Annotated in this window: 16 protein-coding genes; 5 read left to right on the top strand and 11 right to left on the bottom strand. The window is 55.3% G+C overall.

What is annotated here, in order from left to right; translation table 11 throughout:
• Nucleotides 1-50: 50 nt before the first annotated feature.
• The 8 genes from A3OW_RS0123205 to A3OW_RS0123165 all read right to left on the bottom strand — a co-directional run bounded on the left by A3OW_RS0123205 (nucleotide 51) and on the right by A3OW_RS0123165 (nucleotide 17,366).
• A complete protein-coding gene (locus A3OW_RS0123205; protein WP_020565853.1) occupies nucleotides 51-10,214 on the bottom strand; it encodes a non-ribosomal peptide synthetase in 10,164 nt (3,387 codons plus the stop codon).
• Nucleotides 10,204-11,169, bottom strand: coding sequence for a cupin-like domain-containing protein (locus tag A3OW_RS0123200; RefSeq protein ID WP_020565852.1), 966 nt, complete (start codon nucleotides 11,167-11,169; stop codon nucleotides 10,204-10,206). The genes A3OW_RS0123205 and A3OW_RS0123200 overlap by 11 nt, the downstream gene beginning before the upstream one ends.
• A 5-nt stretch (nucleotides 11,170-11,174) precedes the next feature.
• Nucleotides 11,175-12,068, bottom strand: coding sequence for a 4'-phosphopantetheinyl transferase family protein (locus A3OW_RS25730; protein WP_020565851.1), 894 nt, complete (start codon nucleotides 12,066-12,068; stop codon nucleotides 11,175-11,177).
• A 1-nt stretch (nucleotide 12,069) separates the two neighbouring features.
• Nucleotides 12,070-12,294 carry an MbtH family protein gene (locus tag A3OW_RS0123190; RefSeq protein WP_020565850.1) on the bottom strand — a complete coding sequence of 75 codons (225 nt, stop codon included), beginning with the start codon at nucleotides 12,292-12,294 and terminating at the stop codon, nucleotides 12,070-12,072.
• A gap of 609 nt (nucleotides 12,295-12,903) precedes the next feature.
• Nucleotides 12,904-13,833 carry a hypothetical protein gene (locus A3OW_RS0123185; RefSeq protein WP_157385959.1) on the bottom strand — a complete coding sequence of 310 codons (930 nt, stop codon included), beginning with the start codon at nucleotides 13,831-13,833 and terminating at the stop codon, nucleotides 12,904-12,906.
• Nucleotides 13,834-14,189: 356 nt separating this feature from the next.
• On the bottom strand, nucleotides 14,190-15,488 hold the full coding sequence (locus A3OW_RS26705) for a LuxR C-terminal-related transcriptional regulator (RefSeq protein ID WP_020565848.1): 1,299 nt from the start codon (nucleotides 15,486-15,488) through the stop codon (nucleotides 14,190-14,192).
• Nucleotides 15,489-15,798: 310 nt separating this feature from the next.
• Nucleotides 15,799-16,767, bottom strand: a complete 969-nt coding sequence (locus A3OW_RS0123170) for a DUF3137 domain-containing protein (RefSeq protein ID WP_020565846.1) — start codon at nucleotides 16,765-16,767, stop codon at nucleotides 15,799-15,801.
• A gap of 38 nt (nucleotides 16,768-16,805) precedes the next feature.
• Nucleotides 16,806-17,366 (bottom strand): LemA family protein, encoded by a 561-nt coding sequence (locus tag A3OW_RS0123165; RefSeq protein ID WP_020565845.1) that lies wholly within the window; start codon nucleotides 17,364-17,366, stop codon nucleotides 16,806-16,808.
• A 444-nt stretch (nucleotides 17,367-17,810) separates the two neighbouring features.
• On the opposite strand from A3OW_RS0123165, the gene A3OW_RS0123160 reads away from it, so the two are divergent.
• On the top strand, nucleotides 17,811-18,509 hold the full coding sequence (locus tag A3OW_RS0123160; protein ID WP_020565844.1) for a urate hydroxylase PuuD: 699 nt from the start codon (nucleotides 17,811-17,813) through the stop codon (nucleotides 18,507-18,509).
• A gap of 144 nt (nucleotides 18,510-18,653) precedes the next feature.
• Here the strand turns inward: A3OW_RS0123160 and A3OW_RS0123150 are convergent, their stop codons facing one another.
• The 3 genes from A3OW_RS0123150 to A3OW_RS0123140 all read right to left on the bottom strand — a co-directional run bounded on the left by A3OW_RS0123150 (nucleotide 18,654) and on the right by A3OW_RS0123140 (nucleotide 20,190).
• Entirely contained in the window at nucleotides 18,654-19,193 is a 540-nt protein-coding gene (locus A3OW_RS0123150; RefSeq protein ID WP_020565842.1) for a cytidylate kinase family protein, read from the bottom strand.
• 76 nt (nucleotides 19,194-19,269) lie between these two features.
• A complete protein-coding gene (gene hemJ, locus A3OW_RS0123145) occupies nucleotides 19,270-19,695 on the bottom strand; it encodes a protoporphyrinogen oxidase HemJ (protein WP_020565841.1) in 426 nt (141 codons plus the stop codon).
• A gap of 3 nt (nucleotides 19,696-19,698) precedes the next feature.
• Nucleotides 19,699-20,190 (bottom strand): peroxiredoxin family protein, encoded by a 492-nt coding sequence (locus A3OW_RS0123140; protein WP_026223882.1) that lies wholly within the window; start codon nucleotides 20,188-20,190, stop codon nucleotides 19,699-19,701.
• A gap of 152 nt (nucleotides 20,191-20,342) precedes the next feature.
• Here A3OW_RS0123140 and serA point away from each other — a divergent pair, with 152 nt between their 5' ends.
• The 4 genes from serA to ruvC all read left to right on the top strand — a co-directional run bounded on the left by serA (nucleotide 20,343) and on the right by ruvC (nucleotide 24,046).
• Nucleotides 20,343-21,926 carry a phosphoglycerate dehydrogenase gene (serA, locus tag A3OW_RS0123135; RefSeq protein ID WP_020565839.1) on the top strand — a complete coding sequence of 528 codons (1,584 nt, stop codon included), beginning with the start codon at nucleotides 20,343-20,345 and terminating at the stop codon, nucleotides 21,924-21,926.
• On the top strand, nucleotides 21,923-22,564 hold the full coding sequence (locus tag A3OW_RS0123130; protein ID WP_020565838.1) for an HAD-IB family phosphatase: 642 nt from the start codon (nucleotides 21,923-21,925) through the stop codon (nucleotides 22,562-22,564). The genes serA and A3OW_RS0123130 overlap by 4 nt, the downstream gene beginning before the upstream one ends.
• Before the next feature lie 207 nt (nucleotides 22,565-22,771).
• On the top strand, nucleotides 22,772-23,521 hold the full coding sequence (locus tag A3OW_RS0123125) for a YebC/PmpR family DNA-binding transcriptional regulator (RefSeq protein ID WP_020565837.1): 750 nt from the start codon (nucleotides 22,772-22,774) through the stop codon (nucleotides 23,519-23,521).
• 21 nt (nucleotides 23,522-23,542) lie between these two features.
• A complete protein-coding gene (gene ruvC / locus A3OW_RS0123120) occupies nucleotides 23,543-24,046 on the top strand; it encodes a crossover junction endodeoxyribonuclease RuvC (protein ID WP_020565836.1) in 504 nt (167 codons plus the stop codon).
• The last annotated feature ends 48 nt before the right edge of the window (nucleotides 24,047-24,094 follow it).

The raw sequence follows: 24,094 nt of genomic DNA, 5'->3' as shown, positions 1-24,094 counted from the left end.
AAGCAGCCAGCGCCTATCATTCAATGGGTTACGTTTTAGCTTTTTCTAATTCATGGCTCTTCCTCCAGCAGCGCCTGGGCTTCCTCTTCCGAAAGCGCATCGATTTGTTCGATCAGACATTCTTCAACTGCCAGAGCGAGCTGCGCGATGGTCGGTGCTTCGAAGACGCGCCGCAGCGGAATGTCGACGCCGAATGCGGAGCGTATTCGGGACATCACCTGGACCGCCGTTAATGAATGCCCGCCCAGATCGAAAAAGTTGTCCTCGACACCGGCCCGCTCAACCGCCAGGACTTCCCGCCAAATGCCAGCGAGAATGACTTCCGCCTCATTTCTCGGCGGTAAATAGGTCCTTCCGCTCTGTTCGTCGAGATTGGGCGCCGGCAAGGCTTTGCGGTCGATTTTGCCGTTGGCGCCGAGCGGCATCGCCTTGAGCTGGATAAAAACGGACGGCACCATCGCGCTCGGCAGGCTGCCGCCTAAATACTCGCGCAGTTGGCCGGTCAATTCGGCATCGCTTAGCGCGCATCTTTCCTTACAAACGACATAAGCCGCCAAACGCTTACCGTGGATACCGTCGCCTTGAACCGTCACCAGGGCCTGCGCCACCAACGGGGAGGCCAGCAGTTGCGCTTCGATTTCGCCGGGCTCGACACGGACGCCGCGAATTTTGACTTGGTGATCGGTGCGTCCCAGAAATTCGAGGGTACCGCCCTCCCGGTAACGGCCGAGATCACCGGTTCGGTACAAACGCCCGCCGTCAGCGCCGAAAGGATCGGGAATGAACTTGTCCGCGGTCAGCCCCGGACGGTGCAAATAGCCGCGCCCGACCTGAATGCCGGCCACGCAGAGTTCGCCGGGCACACCCACCGGCACCGGCTCCAGCCAAGGATCGAGCAAATACAAGCGGGTATTGGCCACCGGCCGGCCGATCGGCACCAAGGTATCCGAGTCGCCGAGAATTTCGGTGATTTCGTGGTAAGTAACGTCGTCGGAACATTCGGCCGGCCCGTAAGCATTGAGTACTCGGACTTTCGGGAAATGCTGCATCCAGCGCCGGCACAGTTCCGGCGGAAACGCTTCGCCGCAGGCGATCAGCCAGCGCAAATCCGGCAGTTCGGTCGTTCCGGCCAGCTCAAGCAGAGCCTGAATCATCGAAGGGACCGCTTCCAGAACGGTGACTCGGCTTTCGGCCAGTTGCTGCAGAAGTCGGTTCGGATCGCGCACAATGTCATCCGGAACAATCTCTACCCGCGCGCCGCAGACCAGCGCGGTCAAATGCTGCCATACGGAAATGTCGAAGCAGGGTCCCGCCGTCTGCGCGATGATGTCGGCTTCGGACAAGCCTAACACCGAGACTTTGGTGATGAGGTTGTTGAACATGCCCCGGTGTTCGACCATGGCGCCCTTGGGCGTGCCGGTCGAACCGGAAGTAAAGATCGTAAACGCGAGCTGGCCGGGCATATGCCGACGCGGCGGATTGTGTTGGGTGTGCTTATAAAGATCGGATAATTCCTGCAACGACAGCACGACCAGAGTCATGGACGGCGCGGCGACGGTGTCTCCATGCGCCGTGCCGTCAACCGCGCCGGTAAACAAAGCGCGAGCACGCTCCAGATAAGGACTATCAGCCAGCAGCCATGCCACCCGGCCTTCGCTCAGCACCTGCTGCAAACGGGCGTCGGGATGGCCCGGATCCAGCGGCAGGTACGCCGCACCGGCTTTGAAGACCGCCAGCATCATGGTTGCAAAACCAATGCCGCGGTCGCTGAGCAGCGCAACCAGGCTATCGGACTCTATGCCGCGGGTGCGCAAAGCATGGGCGAGCGTATTGACCTTCACGTTCAACTCTCGATAACTCAGCCACTCGCCTTGACATGCCACGGCCACGGCCTCCGGCGTCCGTTCGACTTGCCGTTCGAAACGGGCGACCACATCGCAAGGCTGCGGAAAGGCGTAATCGCTTCGATTCCAGTGCACCAGCATGCGCTGCCGTTCGCGCTCGCTCAGCAGGGTCAACTCGCCGAGGCGCTGCTCCGGTTTCCTGACGATGGCGGTCAACAGATTGTAAAAATGCCCCAGCATGCGTTCGACCGCGGCCCGCCCGTAACGGTCGGTATGGTAGGTGATCTGTAAATGCAGCCGCTCGCCGGGAATCACCATGCCGTTCAGCGGATAATTGGTATGGGTGCGGGTCTTGACATCGACGATATTCAACAAACCCTCGCCGGAGCGCAAGCTCGGATCGATCGGGTAGTTTTCGAATACCAGCAAGCTTTCGAACAAGGCCGTGCCGCGCGGCAGATCGCTCCAGGCCTGGATTTGGAGCAAGGAAGCGTGCTCGAACTGGCGGATTTCGAGATTCTGTTCCAGTAAACCATCGAGAAAATCCCGCAACGCTTGTTCGGGACGCAACCGCACCCGCAACGGCAGGCTGTTGATGAATACCCCCAGCATGGTGTCGCTGCCGGGCAAATCGACCGGCCGTCCGGCGACAGTCACACCGAACAACACTTCACTGTTGCCGCTGTAACGACTGAGCAACAACGCCCAGGCCGCCTGGATCAAGGTGTTCGGAGTCAGCCGATAACGCTGCGCCAGGGCATTCAAATCCCGCGTTTCCGATGCCGTCATCAACATCATCGCATCGCCTACGGTCGAATTTTTATCGGCTTCGGCCTGAGCGGCTTTGCCGATGGCGATCGGCGTCGGCTCGTCGAATCCCCTCAAGTAATTCCGCCAGAACCTTTCGGTGGCCGCTTCGTCTTGCTGCTGCAACCAGGCAAGGTAGTCCCGGAATGAAGGCGCGGCCGCTTGACAGCCGGGCTGTCCCCTCATCAGCCGTTCGTAGTTTTGTTTGAGCTCCACCAGAATCAGTGACATGCACCAGGCATCGACCAAAATATGGTGGTAACTGCGAATGAAGCAGTAGCGGTCCTCCGTCAGCCGGAGCAAGCGGATGGCCATCAACGGAGGCTTGGCGAAATCGAAGCCGAGTTCGCGCTCCTCGCGCAACAATTGTTCCAGAAGCGCCTCCTGCCGAGCCGGCGGAATTTCCCGCCAGTCCAGATAATCGAACGGCAGTTCGACTCGGCGCAACACGATCTGCCGAGGGCTCGAAGCCGTTTCCCAATGAAAGGCTGTGCGCAGCACCGGTTGCCGATCCAAAACCTGCTGCCAGGCTTGCTTGAAGACCGCGGCATCGACGAATCCCTGAAGCTCGAAGCGATCCTGCATCAGATAAATGCCGGAACCCGGCGCCAACAAAGTGTCGAATAGCATGCCTTCCTGCATCGGCGACAAGGGGTAAACGTCTTCAATAAGACTGGCTGGGTAAGGCAAGGCGTTCAGCTCGGCTTCACTGAGGTTCGCCAGCGGAAAATCACCGGGCGTCAGACCGCCGGCTTCCGGTACACGGCAATGCTTGAGCAAATCCTGTAATATCGCCATGCAGCGCTCTGCGACTGCTTGCACGGTCGATTCGCGGTAACGCTCCAAGCCGTAGCGCCATTCGAACACCAGACAGCCTTGCTGCACCCCGGCGTTGATTTCCAACTCGTAAGCGCGCGGGCTTCCCGAATCGCGGCAAGCCTCGATCGGCTCGATCTCGGTGTCGAACAAAGCATCACTGCCGAACAGCCGGTCGAATCGGCCTAAATAATTGAACAACACCGCCGAGATCGCGCCTTCACAGCCAAGACCGGCATCGGCCAGGTAACGGTGCATGCCGAAACCGATTCCCTGTCTCGGAACCTGTTGCCGTTGTGTTTTCACCGCCAGAATGGCTTCCCGCGGCCCGGCATCCGGTGGCAGATCGAGCAGCAAAGGATATACGGCGGTGAACCAGCCGATGCTGCGCGACAAGTCCATATTTTCGAACAGATCTACCCGGCCGTGCCCTTCCACATCGATGCGCACCGCCTGTGCGTGGTTCCAGGCGTTCAAGGCCAATGCCAGCGCAGTCAGCAATAAATCGTTGACGTCCGTTCGATAGGGTACGGCCGCTTCGTGCAGCAGAAAATCGGTGTCTTCCGCGTTCAGCTCAACCCGAACCGAAGCCGCCTTCCCTTCCAGTACGGAGCCTTCGGGAAACTCGACCGGCACAGGCGGCACCCGGGCAACGACGATATCTTGCCAATAAGTTATCTCCGTGTCCTCGGCCTCGCTTCCAGCCAGCGCCTGCAAGCGGCCGCTCCACTGATCGAAGGAACTCGTTCGCGGCGGCAAGACGGCGGCTTCGCCCCGAACCAACTGCCGATAGACCGTTTGCAGGTCGTCCAGCAGAATGCGCCAGGATACACCGTCCACCACCAGGTGATGAATGACGATCAAAATCCGGATGCCGCCTTCACCCAGATCGAACCAGACGACTCTCGACAACGGGCCCGAGCCGATATGCAAACTGGCTTGCCAGTGACGGCGTTCCTGCTCGAAACGTTCGGCCATCCCCGCCTCCGGCACGTTGCTCAAATCCATGCGTTGGAATACCTCCACGATCATATCGGACGTGCCGTTTTGAATCCATCCGTCTGCTTCGCGGCGGAAGCGGTAGCCGAGCGCGTCATGGTGGTTCCATACTTGCCGCACGGCCTCAGCCATTAGGTCGGGATCGAGGCCGATGCGGGGACGCAATATCAGCGCTTGATTCCAATAATGAGGATTCGTCAGATCTAATTCGAAGAACCAATGCTGGATAGGCGACAGCACTCCTCGTCCGGGTATCGCTTCAGACTCGTTCCGGAGATCCGACATCGGCACGGCGGCCTCCGCCAGTTCCGCCACCGTTTGATATTGAAACAATTGCCGAGGCGTCAAACGCAGCCCCGCCTTACGCGCCCGGCTGACGACTTGAATCGCCAAAATGGAATCGCCGGCAAGGCCAAAGAAATTGTCGTGAATGCCGACGCGCTCGACCTGCAGCAATTGTGCCCAAATCCCGGCCAGAATCTTTTCGGCAGGCGTTCTCGGAGCGACATAGCGGTCGAAAAACCGTTCGCCGATAAACGGCACCGGCAGCGCTTTTTTATCCAGTTTGCCGTTTGCGCTCAACGGCAATTGTTCCATTTTCACGTAGGCTGCCGGAATCATATAGTCGGGCAGACTTCCTTCCAGAAATTCGTTCCAATACACTTCGTCGGCGGTAGCGTCGGGCGTTGTCACTAGATAGGCCACCAGGCGTTTGCTGCCTGGATGGTCCTCCCGGACGATGACCGCCGCCTGACGCACGGCGGCGTGTTCCGATAATTTGGCCTCGATTTCTCCCAACTCAATGCGAAAGCCTCGCAGTTTGACTTGATGGTCGCTGCGCCCTAAATAGTCAATATTGCCGTCTTCCCGGTAGCGAGCCAGGTCGCCGGTTTTGTACAACCGTCCGCCCGCCTTGTCGAACGGATCCGGCAGAAACCGTTCGGCGGTCAGATCGGGCCGGTTGAGATAGCCGCGCGCCAACTGGACGCCGGCGATGTAAAGCTCGCCCGCGACATTGGCCGGCACCGGATTGAGATGGTCGTCGAGCAAATAAATCCGGGTATTGGCGATCGGGCGCCCGATCGGCACCGTCTGCGGATTCCGATCGCGCCGGCAAGACCAGGCGGTGACATCGATCGAGGCCTCGGTCGGCCCGTAAAGATTATGCAATTCGGCTCCGCTCTGCGCGAAAAATCGCTGTTGCAGTTCCGCCGTTAAGGCTTCGCCGCTGCAAATCACCCGGCGTAAGGACCGGCATAGATGAAGGCTATCCGCTTCCAGAAAGGCACTCAACATGGAAGGCACGAAGTGGATCGTGGTAATCCCATGTTGCCGAATCGCGGCGGTCAGGCGCTCCGGCTCCTTATGTGCGCCGGGTTCGAGCATAACCAGGCGCGCACCGGCCAGCAGGGGCCAGAAAAATTCCCATACCGACACATCGAAGGTATAGGGCGTTTTTTGCAATACGGCATCGCCGCCATCGAGGCCGAAACGCTCCTGCATCCACAGCAGACGGTTGCGCACGCCGGCATGGGGGATGCCTACTCCTTTCGGGCGTCCGGTGGAGCCGGAAGTAAACAGCACATACGCGAGCGCAGCGCCGCCGACGGAAATGCCGGGGTTATCACCGGCAACGCCGGTTACCGGCAAACAATCCGGCTGGAGGGTGATGATGCCGGCTCTAAAATGCGCCGGCAAATGCGTTATGAATCGGGATTGAGCCAGAATCAAGGATGCTTGCGCATCTTCGAGCATGGCTGTCAGGCGCTCCTTCGGATAATCCGGATCGAGCGGCAGATAAGCGCCGCCCGCTTTCAACACAGCCAGCAGTCCGATCACCATGTCGGCCGAACGCTCGGAGCAAATTCCGACCGCCGTACCCGGACGAACGCCTTGGCCGATCAGAACATGCGCCAATCGATTGGCGCGCTGGTTCAATTCGAGATAGCTGAGCGTCAACTCTTCACTCACCAGCGCAACAGCATCCGGCGTCCGCAGCACTTGCTCCTCGAGCAAGCCATGCAGAGTATCCGCTCCAATATAGCCCTTCTCGGTCTTATTCCATGCCTTCGTCAGCTGATGCAGACGTTCCGGCGAAAGCATCGGCAGTTCGCTCAAGCACCCATCCGGGGTAAAAGCTACTCCCATTAGCAAGCGCCGAAATTGAGCTGCCCAGTCGGCGACCATCTCCGCCGTGAACAAATCGCAACGGTACTGGAAGGAAAACAGCAAACCATCTTTCGATTCGGCGGCCATCAGTTTGAGATCGAAATTCTCGACCCGTTGTTGTATCGCCAAAGGCTTGGCCTGCATATTCCCCCACACTGAAAATTCGCCGTCCTCCCCCAAAGCAAGTTGCGCCAAATCGGCATCGACACCGGCCTGAGCCTGCTGCAGCACAAACAAAGTCTGGTAAATCGGCCAATGCTCGGCAATACGCTCGGGTTGCAGGCGTTCCACCGTCAGGGAAAAAGGAAAGTCCTGGTGTTCCAGCGCGCTTAACAAGGCGGCGTTGACTTCCGCCAAGTAATCCGTAAAGGTTTTGTTGCCGGAAGGGTAACTGCGTAAAGGCAGCGGATTAACGAAATTTCCGACAATTGGGGCGAAACGCGATTGGCTGCGTCCGCTAGAGGGTACACCGACAATGACGTCTTTTTGATGGGTGTAACGATGCAGCAAGACCTTGTAAGCCGTTAGCAACAAGGCGAACAGCGTTACGCCTCGCTGTCCGGCCAGTTTTTTGAGTTGTTCCGTTTCGTCCCGGCGCAGCCCAAATGCCAGCGAAGCACCGCGATAGTCTGGAGCTGCCGGCCTGGGGCGATCCGTCGGCAGCGCAAGTAACGGCAGCTCGCCGGTCAATTGCCGTTGCCAGTAAGCCCAGGCTTTTTCGCTGGCCGGGCTTTTCAGATAATCGCTCTGCCAGGCAACAAAATCGGTATAGTCTGAAGGGAGCGCGTTTAATTGCACTTCCGCACCGGCGGACAATTCGGCATAGATTGTTTTCAGTTCGCTGACGAGAATGAGAACAGACCACAAATCGACGGCGATATGGTGGGCGCAGATTAAGAGGGTATAGCAAGTTTCAATGGGTAATGATTGACCATCGCTACATTCTGGAGAGCAAAAAGGATCATTTTGCAACCCCGGCTTTCCGTGGACATAACATGCGATACGAAGTAACGATCCGGTCGTCAAATCGAAAGGTTCGGCGGCCCGCCGGGCCATATCGCTCTGAAGTTGGGGTTCCGGCCACGCAGATGCATCGACGGCTGTAAAAAAATCCGGTAATTCCGCAACCGGCATCACCTGCTGAATGACCCCGCCATTGCCGTCGGTGCGGTATACCGTACGCAACATGGGATGACGCTCCGCCAAACAACGGAACGCTTGCCGCAGTCGTTCCCGCTCGAGTGCTCCGGCGATGCATAATGCCAGATGCAGGTTGTAGACGATGCTGTTCGGCTCTAAGTGCTGCATCGTCCACATGGAGAATTGCGTCGCGGACAGGTTTGAGTTGTAAAAAGCGCAGCGCTCACTCTGCTCAATGCTGTCTGAAACATGGGCATGTATGACATGTTCAACGGCCGCTTCGCTGATTCCGGACAGTTTTTCGGCTATTTTTTCCAGCGAGTCATCGGATAGAAACAACGACAAAGGCGCATTCGTACCCAGTAGATCGTCTGCCGCATGTTTGAGCTCGACCGCTTTCAAAGAGTCAAGTCCCAACGAGCGCAAAGGCGAATCGGTAGCGACGAGCGACTCTTCAACCTTCAACAATCGGGCCATCCTATGCTTAAGAAAACGGGTGATTAGCGGCGCGCGCTGCGCTTGGGGCACGGCCCATAGCGCCTGTTGCAGGAGTTGATATTCCGGACTGTTTTCTTCCAATGCTTTTAGCCCGCCCTGTTCGCCAACCGGAGCGCATTCGACAGGGGCATCCCCCGAACGAAACAAAACAGGCAGTGAATTTTCCAAATACATCTGTTTACAGGGTTGGCGGCGAATTTTACCGCTGGACGTTTTGGGAACCGCACCGGCTTGCACCAGAACCAATTCGGCGGCAGCCAGTTCGCAGACTTCGGCTAGGAGTTTTCGCATCGCGGCGGTAATCACCTCGTAGTCGCCAGAGCGCATCGCCGCGCGCGTGATCTCGGCCGCTACAATCAATTGCTCTTCGCTTTCACGGTTTATCGAAAACGCCACGCAACTATCGGGAACGAGCGCCGGGATTTCCCCGGTCAGCGCTTGCTCTATGTCTTGCGGGTAAAAATTTCGGCCGCGGATGATGATCAAATCTTTGATGCGGCCGGTTATGTAAAGTCGGCCGTTATCGAGATACCCCAAATCGCCGGTGCGGAGAAAAGATTGCGCGTTGGAGTCAATCATTGATCGATCCATGCCCGGCTTCTCGGCCAATCGAGCACGGAACGTTTGCTCCGATGCTTCCTGGCGATTCCAGTAACCTTGAGCGATACTGGGGCCTGCCACCCAGACTTCGCCGATGCAGACGTCCTGACAAGGGCTGCCCGTTTCGGGGTCGACAATACGGATTTCGTGATGATCGGACGTTGCGCCGCAGGATACCCGACGGACTTGCGGCTTTTCTTCGGGGCACTTAGCGTACCCGGCAGAGGGCAATTTTTCGCCCGATACATACAACGTGGCTTCGGCCAAACCGTAACAGGGGAAAAAACTTTCCCGGCGAAAGCCGCAACCGGCAAACTTTTCCGCAAAGCGCTCCAGAGTGACGGCGCGTACCGGCTCCGAACCGTTAAAGGCCAACGTCCAGGCGCTTAAATCCAACGCCTGCATCTGTTCCGCGGCCACCTTGCGACAGCAAAGATCGTAAGCGAAATTGGGTCCGCCGGAGGTGTTCGCCCGGTAGTTTGAAATCGCTTTAAGCCAGCGGACGGGCTTTTCCAGAAACGCCATCGGCGGCATCAACACGGCGGTGGCACCCAGATAAAGCGGTTGCAGTAAATTTCCGATCAACCCCATGTCGTGGTACAGCGGCAACCAGCCGACCACCGTCGTGTTTTCGGTATGCCCGAAACCTTGCTTGATGGCCGCCTGGTTGGCCATCAGGTTGCCGTGGCTGACCATCACGCCTTTCGGATCGCCCGTAGACCCGGAGGTATACTGGAGAAAAGCAAGGCTTTCGAGGCTGAGCTCCGGTTTGATCCAGCGTTCGGTCGATTCGGCTTCCGGTCGATCGGTGGCAAGCCACACCGGGTTCGGTATCGTGGGGGCGACGCCTACGTCGCGACTTGAGACTTTAGTCGCGACGTAGGCGTCGCTCCCACTAGCAAGTTCATCGCGGATTTTTGCTGCAATATCCGTTGTGGTCATCATAACGGCCGGTGCCGCGTCGTTAATCACCGCCAAAAGCCGGGGTTTCTGCCGACGTGTTGGAAGACTCGCAGGCACCGCGACCACGCCTGCGTACAAGCAACCGAAAAAGCCTTCGATATAGTCGAGACCGGGCGGATATAGCAGCAAAGCCCGTTTCCCGGCCATGCCCATGCGCTGCAAGCGAGCGGCGATAACGCGGGCGCGCCGGTTCAGCTCGGCAAAGGTTAAGCGTCCGCTTTCGTTTTCGCCGTCCTGCAAAAAAACGTAGGCCGTGCGGTCGGGCTTTTCATTCGCCCTGCTGCAAGCCAATTCCACTAGGTTGGCAGAGGTTGCTTGGCTATTCGCAGTCAGTCCGGATTCTTCGATGCAGCGCACAACGACCTCGCTATGAAACATAGTTCAAGTAGGAGCGGTACCAGGGCAGCACCCGTCCGGCCGGCTGGCCGGCGCATTGCCCGAAAGCGATGACCGCATTGTAATAAACGTTCTTAAGAGGCATACCCCGCCTCAGCGCCAACATGCCCTGAATTGCGCTGCCGCACGTATGCCAATCCACGTTGAACGACATCGAACAGTCGAGACTGCGGACGTGATGCAGCATTCCCGGCGGCATGTACAGCATATCGCCGGGTTCTACCGTACATTCGCGAACTTGCGCTTCCCGGTAAAGCGGATGGCGCCGCAAATCGGGATTCTCGGCATCCACCTCGCACCAGCGCCACCGATAGCGGTAACAGAACGGCAGTTGGTCGTGGTGCAGCAGGATGAAGCGTTTACGCCCTCTGACCTGAAAGAACAGATTGTGCGTAAGCAGGCAATCGAAATGTAACGGTGTTAAGCTATGGCTCGGCCCAAGAAAGAATTGGGCGAATTCAAGCCAATCGGCCCGATACCATTCAGGAAAATAGTCAGCCGGAAAGCCGTCGAGATCGTTTGCCGCATCGGGCAGAATGCTCAACAATGGCACGTCGTGTAAATAGGGCGGCCTGTCAGTGGCCCAACCTTCGTTTCGTTGCAGCCGGGTTTCAAAATCCGTCAATTGATCCAGATAATCGCCCAATCGTACGGCTATCGTCTTCAGACCGGCGACGCCTTCTTCGTTCAAACCTTGCTTGAGTTTAACGGTGCGTTGCCCGGAAACCTGCTGCAGTTTATCGAAGGTCCAGGAGGTCAGCGCCGGGCAGCGCTTCAAAGCGCCCGGTACGACGACGGGACGGCCTTGGGTCACATAGTCATGAAAAAAATCTTCCGGCGACAGGTTTGCTCGTCTGTCTATCGGCAGATGCAATTTTCCGGCTTCTGCACCCAATCCTTTGTCCACACCCGGATGCCAATTTATCGATGCCGCCATACGGTTTACCCCTGTTTACGACGAAAGATTGAGCCGATGTTTTTTTTACCCGGCGAGGGCCCGATTGCATGAGGCATGATTCCGGCCTGATCCGGCGCTCGGAGGCGGTGCGGCGCATTGTTCGCCGGTTCGCATGCTTCCGTGCTGTCGAACCATTGAAAAACCGTAATCCCGGCCGGAGTTCCTTCTACAGCCAACGCGGAAGCATATCCGGATATCAAATCGAGCGGACAGACGCTCCAACGGATGGCTGAATCGTCATGGTTCATGACCATGGCAGGCATGCGTTCCTTGAGCTGCGCCAACGGCACAGCGAAGGCGTCAAGAGGATACGACAAGCCTTCGCCGCGCCCTTTGACGTAAGCTTCTTTACGAACCCAGCCCCGCTGGAAAGCCCAGGGTTTTTCAGGCTGCGGGATCGCTTCGAATTCGGCCAGTTCGTTCCGGGAAAAGACCGAAGCAGCCATGTCGCGCCAGGGGCCGTCGTAGTGAAAGGGTTCGATGTCGATGCCGACTTCGCGGTCCAGGGCAAAAGCGTAGACAGCCCAATCCCCGGCATGAGACAGGTTGAAGTGCAGTTTTCCGGCAAAGGATCCTGCTAAAGCCGGTTTGCCGAAAGCGTTATAGCCAAATTGGATTGTGGCCCCATCCGTATTTAGATATCTGCCCAGCAGTAAGCGCAGCAGACCCCGCGCGGCGATGTAACGGATTCTGTCCCGTTCGAACACGTAGCCCCCGGCCCGGCTGCGTTCGTCGTCGGATAATAAGGAAAGATACGGCACCGGACAGTCGCTCAGCCCCTTTGAAAGAACGCCGGTAACATCGGAAATTAGCCGCGCATATCGCACCTGCACGACTCCGGGCGACAAACGAAAGCCGGTATCGTCCAGGCCAGGCATTTCAGGATGCTCCACGGGCGGCTTCTTCCATTTGCCGACGCAGGCTCATCGGACGCATGTCGGTCCAGACTTCTTTGATATATTCCAGACACTCCGGTTTGAGTCCTTTTTTTCCGGCGGCCCGCCAACCGTTAGGAATGTCTTTGTATTCCGGCCAGATTGAGTATTGTTCTTCGTGGTTAACGACTACATAATAAACAGTGGTATCTTCTTCATCCCATGCCATGGTGCTTCGCCTCGATTTTATGAAGTTGAGTCAAGATCGGTCATTACGCGAGCTTTTTTAACCTTTCAATAGTCAAGACATAAATCCGAAGCCGAACCCGTACAGCCATGTAAAAAAATTCGATTTCTCTTTTTCTTCGCCGAATTTATTCGAGTACCGGTTGAAACCGGCACGTGATTCTTTAACCTTACGTCAGGAGTCGTAGCGGTCGACAATAAGTCTCTCCCCATCTTTAACTCGCTACTGTGAAAATCGAAAGATGTCAGTGGAAGCGCCAAAACACGTGAGGATGGAAGGCTAAGCGGATAAGGATACGGCGAGTGTTCTGAATGATCCTGGCGCCGATTTTTGAGCCGTTTGACGCGGATTTATGTGGTAACCAATCTGGAATGCCCGGATGGACAAGCGTAGCGCATCCGACGGCAGTGCGGTGGGTCGGAGCAAAGGCTGCCGGTCTTCAATCCATAAAAAAAGCCGGGATTCGGCGTCCTGCCGAATCCCGGCTGTTCCGTCGGGGCTCACGACGATTCTGTCGGGCCCCTTTGCTTTAACCCTTCCCTGGGATGATTTCAGACCGGCTTACCCTGCTCCTCAAGTAGCCGGTCCGTTTTAATCCAGAACCGTGCAGGATACCGCGTGAGCGATTATCCAGATACCGTCACTGTTGGTGTCGGTTACAGAGAATGTCTTACTGAAGCTGGATACGGCGGGATCGAAGTCTTTTGTAAATCCAAACTGACCGGGAGCAATCGTATTCGGCATCTTATCGCCCACATAGATGTGCAACTCATTCATTACATCGCCGGTCAGGTTATAAGTCACTTTAACCAATGTGCCGTTCTTTTCAACCGTCAGCGTTCCGACCAGTTCGCCTTTAGTGGTATCGTTCAATCCGGCTCCTTTCCAGATATTGTAAACGGTTGTGCCATTATCCTTCACATTGATGGCCCAGCCCCAGCGATTCTTGGTCAGCTTCAGTGAAGGCAGATTTTCGGGATTGCTCTTCGAATCGGTTGTGAACACGTAGCCGCCCTTGGCAAAAGCGGTTTCGCACTCGCCGATTTGAGGAGGCTGATCGCAGCAGAGCGTATATTTTCCCTGAGCTCTGCCATTAGTAGTCACCTCGCCGCCGTCTGACACGACCGCGAACGCATCGATGGCGATTACCGGGCACGAAGTCGTCACATCAATGATGCCGAGACTAGACAATGGCAGTACGTAAGTGTAGGTGGTCCCTGTCAAACGTACCGGATTAGGGAACATGTATGGGACAGGCAGCTTGTTTTGCAAATCCGTACCTACCCACAGATTCACATAATTGAAATTAGAACCCGTGACCGTCAAATCGAATTTAACGTAAAGATTCGTGGCATCGTTGGCCACGGTAACCGTACCCAGTTTGTCGGCGGAGTTTTTCTCGTTGTTAAGATCGAAAACCGTCGTCCCACAAGCGCCGTCCGGTATCGTAGCCCAAGCGGACCCGGCCGTCATAAACAATGAAGCCAGCGCCATAGCGCGTATAAACTTGAGTAATATCATGACCTTATCCTCTTATATTCCGTGTGATGCGATCATAGGCGGCTAAAGCACGTCCGCAACATAGATCCAGTTTAAAATCAGTGTCGGATATCCACCATAAACACTGCCCTCAAGAGCAGTGTTTACGAAGGCATCTTCCTTTCCTTAATTTCCTTTGTGATAGCTAAAGGCGATGGGGCAAACCTCCTTTAGAACCACGGTGATAATTTATCTTAAACTTTGCTTAAGGCACCATTACCCGAATGGGTAACCCGAGTTGGCACAGAATAGGGAAAAACGCAGATTTGACTTTGGAAAATCAGCCGTATGCGAGGAATGGCTTGGAGTTAAAATGGAAGGATAAAAAGATGTATGGTTCAGGCCGCTTTGATTTTACCGGACACGGCGTCCGTCCGTTGTAAGAGACGCTCATTCGCCTGCAAGATGGCCAATTGACTGCGGCGATTGATTCCCAGCTTTTCAAAGATCTTTTGCAGGTGTTTTTTGATCGTCTCGGGACTGATGGTGCATCGCCTGGCGATTTCCTTGTTGGTCAGCCCTTGTGCCACCAATTCGGCCACGCGCCTTTCCTGGGGCGTCAGCAAGGCCACCTGCTCGGCGCTGCCTATGACCCGACAATCGGTCTTGACACGCCCGTTTCCCGGCCTGCTCAGCACTTCTTTGAAAACCTGCGCCAGAACCGAACGAGGCAGCCAAAACTCGCCGGCGCAGACGGCGCGAACCGCTTTCAGAATCAATTGCGGTGGGGAATCCATCGATACGCAGCCGGAAACGCCGAATTCGACGATAAGCTCCAGACAATCGGGTAAAGAACCGTCGTGCAGCATGACGATTTTCGTCGCTGCCGATTTTTCCCTGATCGTTCTCAACCGTTCGGAGAGAACCGTTTCAGGCACGCCGATATCCAGAAGTAGGACGTCCGGTGCAAGTTGCTCCAGCCAGGACGGGGCATGTTCCGGCACAACAGCGCCGGCTTTTACCGGAAGAATATGCTCGAAACAAGCGATATGCCGGCTTAATGCCATGGCCTTTTTCTCGCATTCCGAGACGATCAATACAGAGATGGCGTTATCTCCGGCAGAAGCGGGTCCGGGATCCAGCTCCGAATTGCGAAGAGCTGTAACCTGCTGCCCGGGATTTGTCAGAACGGCAGGAAGCGACGCAGAAAAATTCAGGCGTTTGCGTGGGTCGTATTCAACAAAACACGGCTCCGGATTTCCTGAAGTTTCCGTCTTGCGACGCTTAATTTTATGCAGAATTTCGGCGACCAAAGCTTCGATCTGACCGGAAGTCGCCGTCAATTCGTCCAGACAGGCCTGTTCGAACAAACCGGGCAGATCCCCACAGCGAGTAGCGGTCAGACAAATCACCGGAATCGAACCGCTTACGCGCAGATGATTCGCCGGATCATGGCCGTTGCCGTAGCAATCGATCAGTATGAGACTGGGACAGCCGGCGTCGAGACATTTGAGCTCCGAATCAGGAGAGACGATCATGATTCCGAACCCTATGCCGGCCAGATGCTTTGCCAATGCGTTCGTGATCGAGATTTTGTCCGATATGATCATCACCATGCCCGGACCGAGCGAACGGGCCGCCGAAAAGAACTTTTTCCGCAGGTGGCGATTTTTGTCGTCAATAACACCGGTTGCCATACGCTATCCCAATCAAGATCGGTTGGATACAAAAAAACATCGCGGTGAGTCAACTGCCGCTCAGTAATCCTAGTCGTAGGCGATTAATTTTTTTGTGATCGCGGTCTCGAATCTGGAAAATAACGGAATCATCGGCAGACCGCACGGATGGGAGGCGGTTATAATCCGGGTTTCGGCTAAAGCGGGCAAGAAGCGTTCATGGAAATGCTCATGCCTGGCCGGGTGAACCGGCCGCTCGGCAAGAAAGGCTTTCGGAGGTATGGAGAAATCCTGTAACAAGAAACAAGGAAGAAACGGCAAGAAAGTGCCGCTAAGTCTTACCCCAGATCCTGAGATTCAGATTCAGGTCCTCGACCAGACCGGTGACCAGGTCGAGATAGCGAAAATAATCCTTCAAATAACCGGATTTGACGCCTGAAGAAAATAAATTGGGTTCGAACAGATTTTTGTTCAACGCAATGGCCAGGTAAAGATTGGAACCGATAAAGGAAAGATGCAAACGGGTATTGGCCCTGCGCCTGAAACCGACCAGCCTTTCCATCATCGAAGGAGACAGGATGTAGCGGGCTTCCACCTGGTCGGTGCCGTACACGGTAAACAATTTTTCGAATTCGGGATTTTCCAGCTCGACCAATTCGCCTTTATCGAACCGCCATTTTTCAAACAGCTTGCCAATTCCCAGCAGACTCGTACCGGCATCGGGGACAATATAGGTCCGTCCGTGCAAATGCTTGTTGAAATCGGCCACGAAAAACAGGCCTTTAAAAACAGTCACCCAATGGGTTCGTCTCCTGCCTTTTGAATCGGTGCTTTCTCTTTTCTCCTGGTGATGGAGTTCGGAAAAGCGGCAGTAAGTGGCGCCCAACGTGCCTTCGACCAGATCGTCGCCGTGAAAACGGTCGATCGAAGCCCGGAAAATATCCGCTTGCCGATAGTCGGATTGAGCAATGTGCCGCTGCGGAAAATAGTGAAGGCCCGGATCGATCAACGCCACCATCTCCCGGATGACCTGTTCCTTGAATGCCTCGGCATAGGCGCTCTTCTTTCGGCTGTAGCGGTAAAGGGAGTAGATGCCGAAGACCAGAGGCGGCAGCGCAATCGCCAGACCGGCTGCTTTGCCGCTTCGAGAAAACAGCAGAAAACCGCCCGCAGCGATCAAGATAAAAAAAACGCTCGTCAACAGCGCAAAAAGAGCATCTTTTCTTGCCGGCTCCAGATTATACAAAGCCGGCAGCAGCCGCGATCGATACAGATTGAAAAATTCAGCGTAGGATTTCATGGAACAGCCGAAGTTTCACTGGAAGGTTATAGATCGTCTCAATTGCCGAACAGGTTCCTGGCGCTGATGTTCCCCCGCTCTTCTTCGGGAATTTCGATATAGGTCTTCAGTTGAAAACGCATCAGATTGGCCATGAGATTGGTCGGAAATTGTTCGCAGGCATTGTTGTAGCTGTTAACCGCGGCGTTGTAGGACCTCCTTGCAGCGGAGATCTGTTCTTCAATCTCGTTCCAGGCCCCCTGCAATTGCAAAAAATTCTGATTGGCTTTCAGCTCGGGATAATTTTCCACCTGCACCATAAGACTTTTCACCGCCGAATGGATTTGGTTATCGAGTTGAATTTTCTGATCGGCGGAAAGTTCGGGACTGACCGCCTTGCTGCGCAACTCGACCAGCCGGGTCAGGGTATCGCGCTCGTAATTCATGTACCGCTTGACCGTTTCCAACAGGTTAGGCAACAGGTCGTAGCGTTTTTTAAGCATGACGTCGATGGTTCCGTACGCATTGCCGAGCGCATTCTTTTTAGCGATCAGCGAGTTGTAAAGTAAAACAATAACGAGACATAGAAAAACCACAATTCCGGTCAATGCAATCATCATAATGTGAGTTCCTGCCAATAAGTGTTAAAGTGTGAACGGACTTCGCTTAATCAACCGGCACCGTCTTCTTGTCGGTTCGGCTAAAAACACGAAGAGTTTCCTGGGGGAAAGGGACGGTTGTCAAACGCCCTTTCGAAGCTTAGTTAAGAGTCCGTCCCAATGCAATCGCTGCACAGTGGGTTAGCGGTTGCTTTCACTGAAGATCAGAAATGGGCTTGAGGCAAACGATTCAACTTTTCTCGAGTTTTGATCGGCAGTACCAAGCAATTAAAAATCAACGAGTTTAACCCAGCCATACGGTGCGATTTTCGATAATCATGAAGCCCCCTGATAATTTTCAGGATTTCGCTTGACATTTATTCGGACTTATGACGAATATCTGCCCGGCACAGCATTAACTTGTGCTTTCATTCATACATTAATAACAATAAGAGAGGTATTGCGATGGATATAGTGACAACCAAACTGGGTCTGGAAATGCTGCTCAGATGGGGGCATTTTTTGGGCGGCATAACCTGGATCGGTATACTTTATTATTTCAATTTTGTCCAAACCGAGTATTTCAAAGAAGCCGAGGCGGGCGCCAAATCGGATGCGCTGCAAAAACTGGTGCCTCGTGCCTTGTGGTGGTTTCGCTGGGGCGCGGTGGTGACTCTGCTGACCGGCCTCGGGATTTTCGGAATCAGAGGCGCCGGGTGGTCTGTCGATATTTATGTCGGGGCGCTGCTTGCGACCTTCATGTTTTTGAATGTCTGGTTGATCATCTGGCCGAACCAGAAAATCGTCATTGCCTCGGCGAAACAGGTGGCCAAAGGCGGCAGCGCGCTGCCCGAAGCGGCCGGAGCGCTGGCCGCGGCGGGATTGGCGTCAAGAACCAATGCCTTGTTCTCGATTCCGATGTTGTTTTTCATGGGCGCCTCGTCTCATTACCCGCACGGATTTAAACTGCTGGCGCTCGTCGTCGCGGTCGTTATCATTCTATTACTGGAATACAACGGCGCTTATCTGGCCATTAAAGAAAACAAATTCATAAAGAAATTACCCGCCGCGGGAAAGATGGGTCCTTATACCAGCATCGGAGGACTGATCCATTCCGGCCTGGGCTTGACCGTTATCCTGTTTCTGATTGTGGATTATCTCTAACCCGAACCGATGTTTTTAAATAGCCGTCTTCACGGCGGCTATTTTCTCGCTTTTTTCCAATACGACGCCGGCCGAACCGGCAGAGTCCGGTTCAAAACGAACCCGGCGTTCTCCTCTGCCCGGCCGAAGAATGAGGATTAGTCTTCAGCGCCGATCGAAACGCTCCTTGATGGTTCCGGCAATGGCGTCCGGTGGCGTGTGCGAGGTATCGATGACCAGATCGTAATTGTCGTGCTGCCGGAAATGGACCCGGTAGAGCTTAAAAAACCTCTGATCTTCCGATTCCTGGCGTTTCAGATTGTTCTGCAAGGTCGCCTCCAGCGACGGATTGTTTTCATCGCTTCGGGAGGCATAGAATACCCGTTCGGCGCCGACGACGGCATCCACCGACAAATACACCTTGAAGGCGTCGGGAATAAAATGCCAGGCCAGCCGGGAGTCGATGATCAGATCGTTTGACGTTTTGCCTATGTTGATCACGTAATTGTCTATTTCATCGTCGATGCTTCGGTCGGTCTCCGAAAATTTGTTGAGCTCCAGCGTCGTAAGGCCCCGTCTTTCCGCAATCGCACGCTGAATCTTGCCGGTTCCGATGATTTCATAACCGGTCAGCTTTTGCAGTTCGGCCGCTACCGACGATTTGCCGCTGCCGATGTCGCCCGACAGTGTGATGATGTTTTTCATCGTTGTTTTACCTTTGCAGATACTTGTTCGACCAATTCAATAAAACCGGTTATGGTAACACCAAACGGGTTTCCGATCAGAAAGGTTTCACGACGGCAAGAATCACGATACCCAGCAGGAACAACACCGGCACCTCGTTCATCCAGCGGAAATAAACATGACTGTGGCTGTTGCGATCGTGCTTGAAGTCGCTCAGCCACTTGCCGCAAAGGCCGTGGTAACCGACCAGCAACGCCAGCAAGGTCAGCTTGGCATGCAGCCAACCGCTGCCGGAATACAGAGTCCAGGCATAAGAAACCAGCATCCAGACACCGAAAAACAAAGTCAGCACCATGCCCGGCGTCATGATGCCGTAATACAATTTCCGCTCCATGATTTTGAACCGCTCGTTACTGATGGAGTCGGTGCTCATCGCATGATATACGAACAAGCGCGGCAAATAGAACAGACCGGCAAACCAGGTCACCATGAAGATCAAATGAAACGCTTTCAACCAGAGCATGACTTATTTTTCCAATAATTTTTCGATGAGTGAAGTGAGGTGATCCGGGTCGACGGCGCCGATTATGCGTTCGACGATCCTGCCGGCCGGATCGATGACAAAGGTCGTGGGAATCAGCTCGACGTTGCCGAAAGCCCGCGCCTGTTCGCCGGCCAAATCGAGCGCGACGTCGTAAGGCAGGCGCCTGGCCTGGGCCATGCCGACGACATGGCTGGGCGGATCGTAGTACATCGAAACGGCGATGAGCTCAAGTCCTCGGTCGTGAAACTGACGGTACAAAGCCACCCAATAGGGTATCTCCTCGATACAGGCAGGACAGTCGGTGGCCCAGAAGGTCACGATGACCGGTTTGCCGCGCAGACCCTCAAGAGCGATTTTTTTCCCGGTAATCGTGATAAAGACCGCCCTGGGTGCCGGTTGAGCATTAAAATCATGAAATCGGCCGGCTCCCGCCCAAATCAGGCCCATTATGACCAATAAGACGACATATTTCATTTTCGGAAAAGTTTCGGCCGGGCCGGCCCTTTCCCCGATAAAATCGAACACTCCGCCATTTTCATCAATACCTTCCATATCGCGATACCGCGATTATATCAAAGCTGTTAAAATAAGCGTTTTTAGCGTGTAGCCACCGGTCGATCCTGAACATGAAAAAAATTCTTATTTCCGACAAATTATCCGAAGCGGGCATCAATTACCTTAACGAACAGTCCGGCATCCAGGTCCATATCGAGACAGGCCTTAAAGAAGAAGGCCTGTGCAACATCATCGGCGATTACGATGCACTGTTGATCCGCAGCGATACCCAGGTTACCCCGAAAGTCCTGCAAGCCGCCAAAAAACTGAAGCTGATCGGCCGGGCCGGCATCGGCGTCGACAACGTCGATATTCCGATGGCGACGGAACTGGGCATCATCGTCATGAACACGCCCGACGCCAACGCTACAACCACCGCCGAGCTGGCCATCGCTCACATGATGTCGCTCAGCCGCCACTTGCCGACCGCCGACCGTTCGGTCCGCGCCGGCAAATGGGAACGCTCCAAACTGATGGGTTCGGAAATCGCTCACAAGACGCTGGCCATCCTGGGATTCGGCACTATCGGCCGAATTGTCGCTCAAAGAGGACTGGGCTTAAAAATGAAAGTGATCGCCTACGATCCTTTCGTAGCGCCGGAAATCTTCCAGGATCTGGGAGTGGAATCCGTCGGTCTGGACGAACTGGTGTCCAGGGCCGACTATCTGACCCTGCACTGCCCGTTGATCGAAAAGACCCGCAACATCATCGGCAAGCCGCAGTTCGACATAATGAAGAAAGGCGCCATGCTGATCAACTGCGCGCGGGGCGGACTCATCAACGAAGAGGCTTTGTACGACGCCCTGAAGTCGGGAAAAATCGCCGGCGCCGCGCTGGACGTCTATGACAACGAGCCTCCCGCCGGGTCGCCTTTGCTGGAGCTCGACAACATCGTGTTTACGCCGCATCTGGGTGCTTCCACCGCCGAAGCCCAGGTCGCCGTCAGCGTGGAAATCGCCCGGCAGGCCGTGACGTTCCTCAAGACCGGCGAAGCCATCAACGCGCTGAATCTGCCTCGCCAGTCGGCGGAGGAAATCAAGAAATCTTTCGAATACGTCAATCTGGCGACCATCCTGGGCAAGGTTCTGGCAGGACTGGCTACCCAGCCGATCGAAAAACTGGAAGTCGCTTTATTCGGGCGTGCCGCCGAAGTGGACGTGCGCCCCGTCTCGGTCGGCGCCCTGGTCGGCATCCTGAGCGGCCAGTTCTCGACGCCCGTCAACCGGGTCAATGCGGAAAACATCGCCAAACGCCAGGGCATTTCCCTGATCGAGTCGAAGACCGAAGAACCGCAGGATTACATTTCCCTGATCAAATTGACCGGCCATGGCGGTCAGCACAGCATCAGCCTGTCCGGCGTGTTGTTGGGCGGACGCCATCCGCGCCTGGTTTGCATCAACCATTTCGACATCGAGGTCGTGCCCGAAGGCACGCTCGTGGTCACCCAGCACAACGACAAGCCGGGCGTCATTTCGGCGATCAGCGCCGTTCTCGGCAACGCCAACATCAACATCACCCGGATGCAGGTGGGCACCGCCGACGACCAGCAACAGGCCATGGCGGTGATCAGCGTCTCCGAGCCTTTGAGCGACGCATTATTACAGCAGCTTTGCGGAGTTCCGGCGGTGCAAAAGGCAACTCAAATCGTTTTATGAGTTTCGACGTCATCTGCTTCGACTGCGACAGCACCCTCAGCAAGATCGAGGGGATCGACGAACTGGCCGGCCGTGTCGGGCTCGGCGAGGAAATGTCCCGATTGACCGATGCCGCCATGAACGGCCTGGTGCCGCTCGAAGCCGTCTATGAAAAACGCTTGTCCCTGATCAGGCCCGATCGGGCCGGCATCGACTGGCTGGCCCGATTGTACATCAGTGAAATCGTGGAGGGCGCGGCCGAGGTTTTCTCGTCCTTGTCGGCCAGGAACAAGGAACTGCACATCATCAGCGGCGGCATCCGCCAGGCCATCCTGCCGCTGGCCGGTTTTCTGGGCTTGCCGGAAAGCCGCGTCCATGCCGTCGACGTCTATTTCAACGAAGACGGCTCTTATCGGGGATACGATCAGTCTTCGCCTCTGGCCAGAACCGGCGGCAAGGCCGAAATTTGCCGGCGCCTCGTCAAACCCGAAGTTCCTCTGCTGATGATCGGCGACGGCAAAACCGACATGGAAGCCAAACAGGAAGGCGTGAGCGTCATCGGCTTCGGCGGCGTCGTGGCCAGGCCGATCGTACGGGAACTGGCGGATTTTTATTTCGACCACCCTACCCTTTTGCCGATTTTATCTTATATTTTGTAAGATTATCGAATTACTTAGAATAGAATGTTAAAATATCGGATCAATAACCGATCGTATCCTATCATCCCCAATTCCTGATTTCCCGGCAAACGCAGACGTTTTAAGCGACGTGGACGCGCACCGTATTATCGGTGCCGGGAAAAAGTTTTTATGCGTGATTAAGTGCTGTTAAGCATGACAATCTTTAACGGTTCTTAGAGAGAAACAATGGCTGGACATAGTAAATGGGCTAACATCAAGCATCGCAAGGCGGGCCAGGACGCCAAACGCGGAAAAATTTTCACCAAACTGTTGAGGGAAATCACCGTAGCGGTCAAGGGAAGCGGCACCGATCCCTCCAGCAATCCGGCCTTGCGGACGGCAATCGATAAAGCGCTGGGCGCCAACATGCGGCGCGATACCATCGATAATGCCATCAAGAAAGCCTCCGGCGCCCAGGAAGGCGTCCATTACGAAGAAGTACGTTACGAAGGCTACGGACCGGGCGGCACGGCGGTCATGGTCGACTGCCTCACCGACAACCGGAACCGTACCGTCGGCGAAGTGCGCCATGCCTTTACCAAAGCCGGGGGCAATCTGGGTACGGACGGCTCGGTGGCCTACCTGTTCAGCAAGGTGGGAATCATCACCTACTCCGATTCGGTAGAAGAAGATGCCCTGATGGAAGCCGCGCTGGAAGCCGGCGCCGAAGACGTCGTCAGCAACGACGACGGATCGATCGACGTCATGACTACGCCGGAAAATTATCTGACGGTCAAGGAAGCGCTGGTCGCCGCCGGCTTCGAGCCGGAAAACGCCGAAATCACGATGCAGGCGTCGACCAATACCGTGCTCGATGCGGAGGACGCCGAAAAAATGATGCGTCTGATCGACCGGCTGGAAGATCTGGACGATGTTCAGAACGTCTATTCGAACGCCGACATCAGCGCCGACATCATGGCTCAACTGGAAACGTAACGACTGACTGCCGGGATGCCCATGACTCGAATTTTAGGGATCGATCCCGGCTCGCGATTGACCGGATTCGGAATCATAGAACAATTACCCAAAGGCTATCGCTACGTCACCAGCGGCAGCATCCGCATCAAAGCCGATTATTTTCCCGATCGGCTCAAGGAAATATTTAATTCCCTGCAGGAACTTATTGAACATTACCAACCTCAAGAAATGGCGATCGAACAGGTTTTCATGCACAAGAACGCCGATTCCGCGCTGAAGCTCGGCCAGGCGCGCGGAGCAGCCATCTGCGCGGTGCAGACGGCCGGCCTGCCGGTGTACGAGTACGCCGCCCGCCAGGTCAAACAGGCTTTGGTCGGCAAAGGCAGCGCCGAGAAACTTCAGGTGCAGCATATGGTTAAAATCCTGCTTGACCTACAGGGCGAACTGCAAATCGACGCCAGCGACGCGCTGGCTTTATGCCTGTGCCATTCGCACTACCGGCAGACCGCCCTGCGTTTGCGCCTGGCCATGGCGAAGCGGTGAACCGGCGATGAACCGTGCGCTCGCTGTCTCATTATTTTTTTGCAGAGA

This window comes from Methylosarcina fibrata AML-C10 (genome assembly GCF_000372865.1).
GTDB classification, from domain to species: domain Bacteria; phylum Pseudomonadota; class Gammaproteobacteria; order Methylococcales; family Methylomonadaceae; genus Methylosarcina; species Methylosarcina fibrata.
Note: the sequence above shows the minus strand (reverse complement) of the source record. Positions and strands in the feature narration are given on the sequence as shown.